This window comes from Dysgonomonas sp. Shenzhen-Wh21, from assembly GCF_043392705.1.
In the GTDB taxonomy this organism is placed as follows: Bacteria; Bacteroidota; Bacteroidia; order Bacteroidales; family Dysgonomonadaceae; genus Dysgonomonas.
Map to the genome: position 1 here is coordinate 1 of NZ_JAIXHZ010000012.1, position 4,548 is coordinate 4,548.

General features: G+C 36.7%; 3 protein-coding genes and 1 tRNA gene. 3 read left to right on the forward strand and 1 reads right to left on the reverse strand.

Features of this window, described 5'->3' with window-relative positions:
• The first annotated feature begins 196 nt into the window (after nucleotides 1-196).
• The 3 genes from LDB17_RS00345 to LDB17_RS00355 all read left to right on the forward strand — a co-directional run bounded on the left by LDB17_RS00345 (nucleotide 197) and on the right by LDB17_RS00355 (nucleotide 3,764).
• Nucleotides 197-3,160, forward strand: coding sequence for a PEP/pyruvate-binding domain-containing protein (locus tag LDB17_RS00345; protein ID WP_252639365.1), 2,964 nt, complete (start codon nucleotides 197-199; stop codon nucleotides 3,158-3,160).
• A gap of 11 nt (nucleotides 3,161-3,171) precedes the next feature.
• Nucleotides 3,172-3,582: a septal ring lytic transglycosylase RlpA family protein gene (locus LDB17_RS00350; protein WP_252639364.1), complete on the forward strand. Its 411-nt coding sequence runs from the start codon at nucleotides 3,172-3,174 to the stop codon at nucleotides 3,580-3,582.
• Between the two features lie 111 nt (nucleotides 3,583-3,693).
• Nucleotides 3,694-3,764: transfer RNA gene (locus tag LDB17_RS00355), tRNA-Cys, on the forward strand.
• Nucleotides 3,765-3,897: 133 nt separating this feature from the next.
• On the opposite strand, the gene LDB17_RS00360 is transcribed toward LDB17_RS00355, so the two are convergent.
• The coding region (locus LDB17_RS00360) for a hypothetical protein (RefSeq protein WP_393924824.1) at nucleotides 3,898-4,548 on the reverse strand (651 nt) is incomplete at its 5' end.

Here is a 4,548-nt window from a genome sequence, read left to right on the forward strand (position 1 = left end):
AAGGTATCAAACAATATCAAAAGTGTCACTTTTGTCACCTTTTCGCCAGTACGTACTAGATATGAGACACTTAAAAAAAACAACAATTGTCACCTTTTGTGAAGATATACCTCGGAATTGTAAACTTTTGAAGCAAACCGCTAAAAAGTAAGCGCTGCTTGATTATATTTGTTCTCTTAATTGATAAAACCATGACATGGAGAAATTACCCGATATAAAAGCTTTCCGATTCAAGGATACATCTTTTGCCAATCTGATGACTAAACGTATTTTCAATGTCTTGTTGATAGCAACGAAATACGATTCGTTTATGTTGGAGGATGATGGGCGTATTGATGAACAGATATTTAATGAATATACATCACTTAATCTAAACTATCCGCCTCGTTTTACTCAGGTATATTCAGAAGATGAGGCCATACGGAAAATAAGTGAAAATCATTATGAACTGATCATTCAGATGCCAAACATGGATGATACGGATATATTCTCTACAGCAAAGCATATAAAAGAATTATATCCTGAAACACCATTCATTGTGCTTACGCCTTTCTCTAAAGAGGTATCAAAAAGACTATCGTCGGAAGACTTATCGGGTGTTGATTACGTGTTTAGCTGGCTTGGCAACCCCGATCTCTTATTGGCTATAATCAAGCTAATAGAAGATAGTATGAATGTAGAACATGACACAGAGAGTGTAGGTGTACAAGTTATACTCCTCATCGAAGATTCTGTACGGTTTTACTCTTCAGCCTTACCCACTCTGTTCAAAATTGTAATGGAGGCATCAAAAGAATTCTCGAAAGAGGCTTTGAACGAACACCAGCAAATGTTGCGTATGCGTGGACGCCCTAAAATTATGCTGGCTCGTACCTTCGAAGAAGCTGTTGACATCTATAAGAAATACTATAACAACATCTTAGGCGTTATTACCGATATGAGTTATGCTCATGGCGGGACAAAGGATAAGTTAGCGGGCTACAATTTTGTAAAATGGATGCGGAAGCAACGGCGATTTGCTCCGGTAGTTTTCACCTCATCAGAAGTTAAGAACAAAGCTTATGCTGATGAGTTAGGCTGTAGTTTTATTGATAAGAATTCAAAGAGTTTTCCTCGGGATTTGAAAAAGCAGGTGGTCAACAATTTCGGATTTGGAGATTTTATTATAATAGATCCTGAGACCGGAAATGAGATTATGCGAATACGAAACCTGAAGGATATGCAGAAGAATATATTCAATATTCCGGATGCATCGATAGAGTACCACCTTTCACACGATCATTTTTCCCGTTTCTTCTATTCCAGAGCCATGTTCCCTTTGGCTGAGTGGCTAAAGCGTATTGCGGTTACAGATTTTAGCAGTATGGAAGAGGCTCGTCAGATTATATACGATATGATAATAAAATATCGAAAGGTAAAGAACTCGGGAATAGTTGCCACATTCGACAAAGATCGCTTCGATGAATTTTCTAACTTTGCCCGAATGGGTGACGGCTCTATAGGCGGCAAAGGACGTAGTATTGCTTTTATTGATAATATAATAAAGGAACACTTAGAGTTAAATGAGGATAACAAGATTTCGGTCAAGATTCCTCGTACAGTAGTATTATGCACCGACATCTTTGATGAGTTCATGGAGACCAACGACCTGTATCCAATAGCATTATCAGACAAGTCGGATGATGAAATATTAAGATGTTTCTTTCGAGCGGGCTTACCGGATCGCCTTATCGAAGATTTCATGGTCTTTCTGGATGCAATAGACGCTCCAATTGCCGTACGCTCTTCCAGTCTGCTTGAAGACTCGCACTATCAGCCTTTTGCGGGAGTATATTCGACTTACATGATTCCTTTGATGAAAGACAAGTATGATACACTCGGATTGCTTAGTAAGGCAATAAAAGCAGTGTATGCTTCTGTTTTTTACAAAGACAGTAAAACTTATATGACTGCAACACAGAACCTGATAGATCAGGAAAAAATGGCAATAGTTATACAAGAGGCTGTAGGGACTAATTACGAAGATCATTTCTATCCGACCATATCCGGTGTGGCACGGTCATTGAATTTTTACCCTATAGGGAACGAACGACCCGAAGAAGGTATAGCCAACATTGTATTAGGTTTGGGTAAATACATTGTAGAAGGAGGTTCGAATCTGCGTTTCTCACCGGCACATCCACACAATATTGTACAGCTGAGTTCCGTAGATTTGGCCTTAAGAGATACTCAACGCTTTTTTTATGCTTTGGACACAAAGAATATTCAAAAGGAATTTACAACGAATGATGGTTTTAACCTTTTGAAGCTAAATATAAAAGATGCAGAAAAAGATGGCTCTATAAAATATATATCATCGACGTACGACCCTGTTGATCAGGTTATATATGATGGATATTATGATAGTGGTCGAAAGATAATATCGTTTGCAAACATTTTACAGCATAATGTTTTCCCTCTTGCTGAAATTCTACAGCAAGTTTTAAAAATTGGACAATCGGAAATGGGACGTGCTGTAGAAATAGAATTTGCAGTAGATCTGAAAGAAAAAGGAGAAGGGATATTTTATCTGTTGCAAATAAGACCAATAGTACAAAATAAAGAATTGCAGATTGAAGATTTGTCTCGGATAAAACCGGAAGATGAAATATTACACTCGAATAACGCTCTAGGACATGGAGTTATAAGTGATGTACATGATATTATCTACGTGAAAACAAAGAATTTCAATGCAGCTAATAACACAAAAATAGCGACAGAAATTGATAGATTGAATGCTGAATTTTTAGAAAAAGAAAAAAATTACATATTGGTAGGTCCCGGAAGATGGGGAAGCAGTGATTCTTGGCTAGGTATTCCGGTTAAATGGCCTCAAATATCGAATGCTCAGGTGTTGGTTGAGCTTACCTTGGATAACTATAAAATAGAGCCAAGTCAGGGCACTCATTTCTTTCAGAACCTGACATCTTTTGGCGTTGGATATTTCTCTATCAATCCGTTCACATCTAAAGATGGATTGTTTGATGAAGATTATCTGAATAAACAACCTGCGGTCTTCGAAACTGATTATATACGACATGTTCAGTTTCTAAATCCGATGGTTATAAAGATAAATGGAAAAAAGAACATTGGAACCGTACTGAAACCCGAACAAATATAAATTAATTGTTTATGAGAATAATAATTGGGATAATCTTACTTCTATCTTTTGTTGCTATTGGGCTGAAGGCTCAAAATGTAGGGCTTGCAACTTATTATGGCAAGAAATTTAATAACAGGAAGACAGCCAGTGGCGAAATATACAAAAAAGACAGCATGGTTTGTGCTCATCGGACTTACCCTTTTGGCTCTCTATTGAAAGTAAAGAGTTTAAAGAATGATAAAGAAATAATTGTCAAGGTTATCGACCGAGGGCCTTTTAGGAAGAAATGCATAATAGATTTATCATATGCTGCAGCGAAAGAGCTCGATATGGTACATCATGGTTTGATGAAAGTAGAGGTGTCGGAATATATTAAACCGACTCAAGATACCATTAAGCCGGATAGCATCGCTTTGATAAAAAATCCGCTTGTAGAGTGATACTGAGTGTTAGACATTTAGTATATCTGGAGGTAGAATTTGTGATTAATCGCACAAAAAATCTTGTATCTTGAATAAAATATTATATCTTTGCAGTCGCTAACCAAAAATGGTTCCTTGGCCGAGTGGTTAGGCACCGGTCTGCAAAACCGTCTACGGCGGTTCGAATCCGCCAGGAACCTCAAGTAAAGCTCCGAAACTACTGATAATAAACAGTTTCGGAGCTTCTTTATTTTTAGGGGTCGCAAATAGGGGCGACAAGTGACTATTTTATAAGTGGCAGGTTGGTAGTGATTTATAAAATAAACATACTCTTTAATCCAAATAAATTATATCTAAGTACTGAATGGGATTGGCTTGCCCTTTACGCTTTAGAGGAAGTCTTTTATGCAAATACAGTTTTCGTATATCTTCATCAATAACTTCGTTTCCCTCAAAATAATATCGAGCCTTACTTTTTCCTTTGAAGTACTCTGCGTTTTCTTCGCTATCAACTCTTTGCCATCCTTTTTCATTTACTTTGAATATTGCACGAATAATTCCCCTATATTCTGCGACTACATAATCAGCCAGATTTGCTCGATTAGGGTTTATTACCCAACTTTTTCTTGTAATTTCATAAATATCAGCTGAGGAGTGATAAGTTCCATTTATATTTATACAAAGAAGGTTATGAGGTTTATTCTTAACATCTAAAGGTAGGCAATTATACAGCAATTCTATTTCTTCAACCGTTTTCAAACCTTTATCCCATTGATTATGCCCTGCAACAATATTAGATATATTAGCAACAAAACTAAAATCACTGAATGTCAGAAAATCAATAAATGCAGACTCAACAAGATAAGATTCTTTCTCCGTCATTCCATGCCTTAAAATATAATATCTTACTTTTTCTCCCTTGTCAGTAATACTTCTAATAATATCAAGCTTATCACTTATCCAATCAGAAGAAATAGCCTTTGC

What these genes read in the sequence shown, in the direction of transcription:
- LDB17_RS00345 (WP_252639365.1), top strand. Translation starts at nt 197, where the DNA reads ATGGAGAAATTACCCGATATAAAAGCTTTCCGATTCAAGGATACATCT.
- LDB17_RS00350 (WP_252639364.1), top strand. Translation starts at nt 3,172, where the DNA reads ATGAGAATAATAATTGGGATAATCTTACTTCTATCTTTTGTTGCTATT.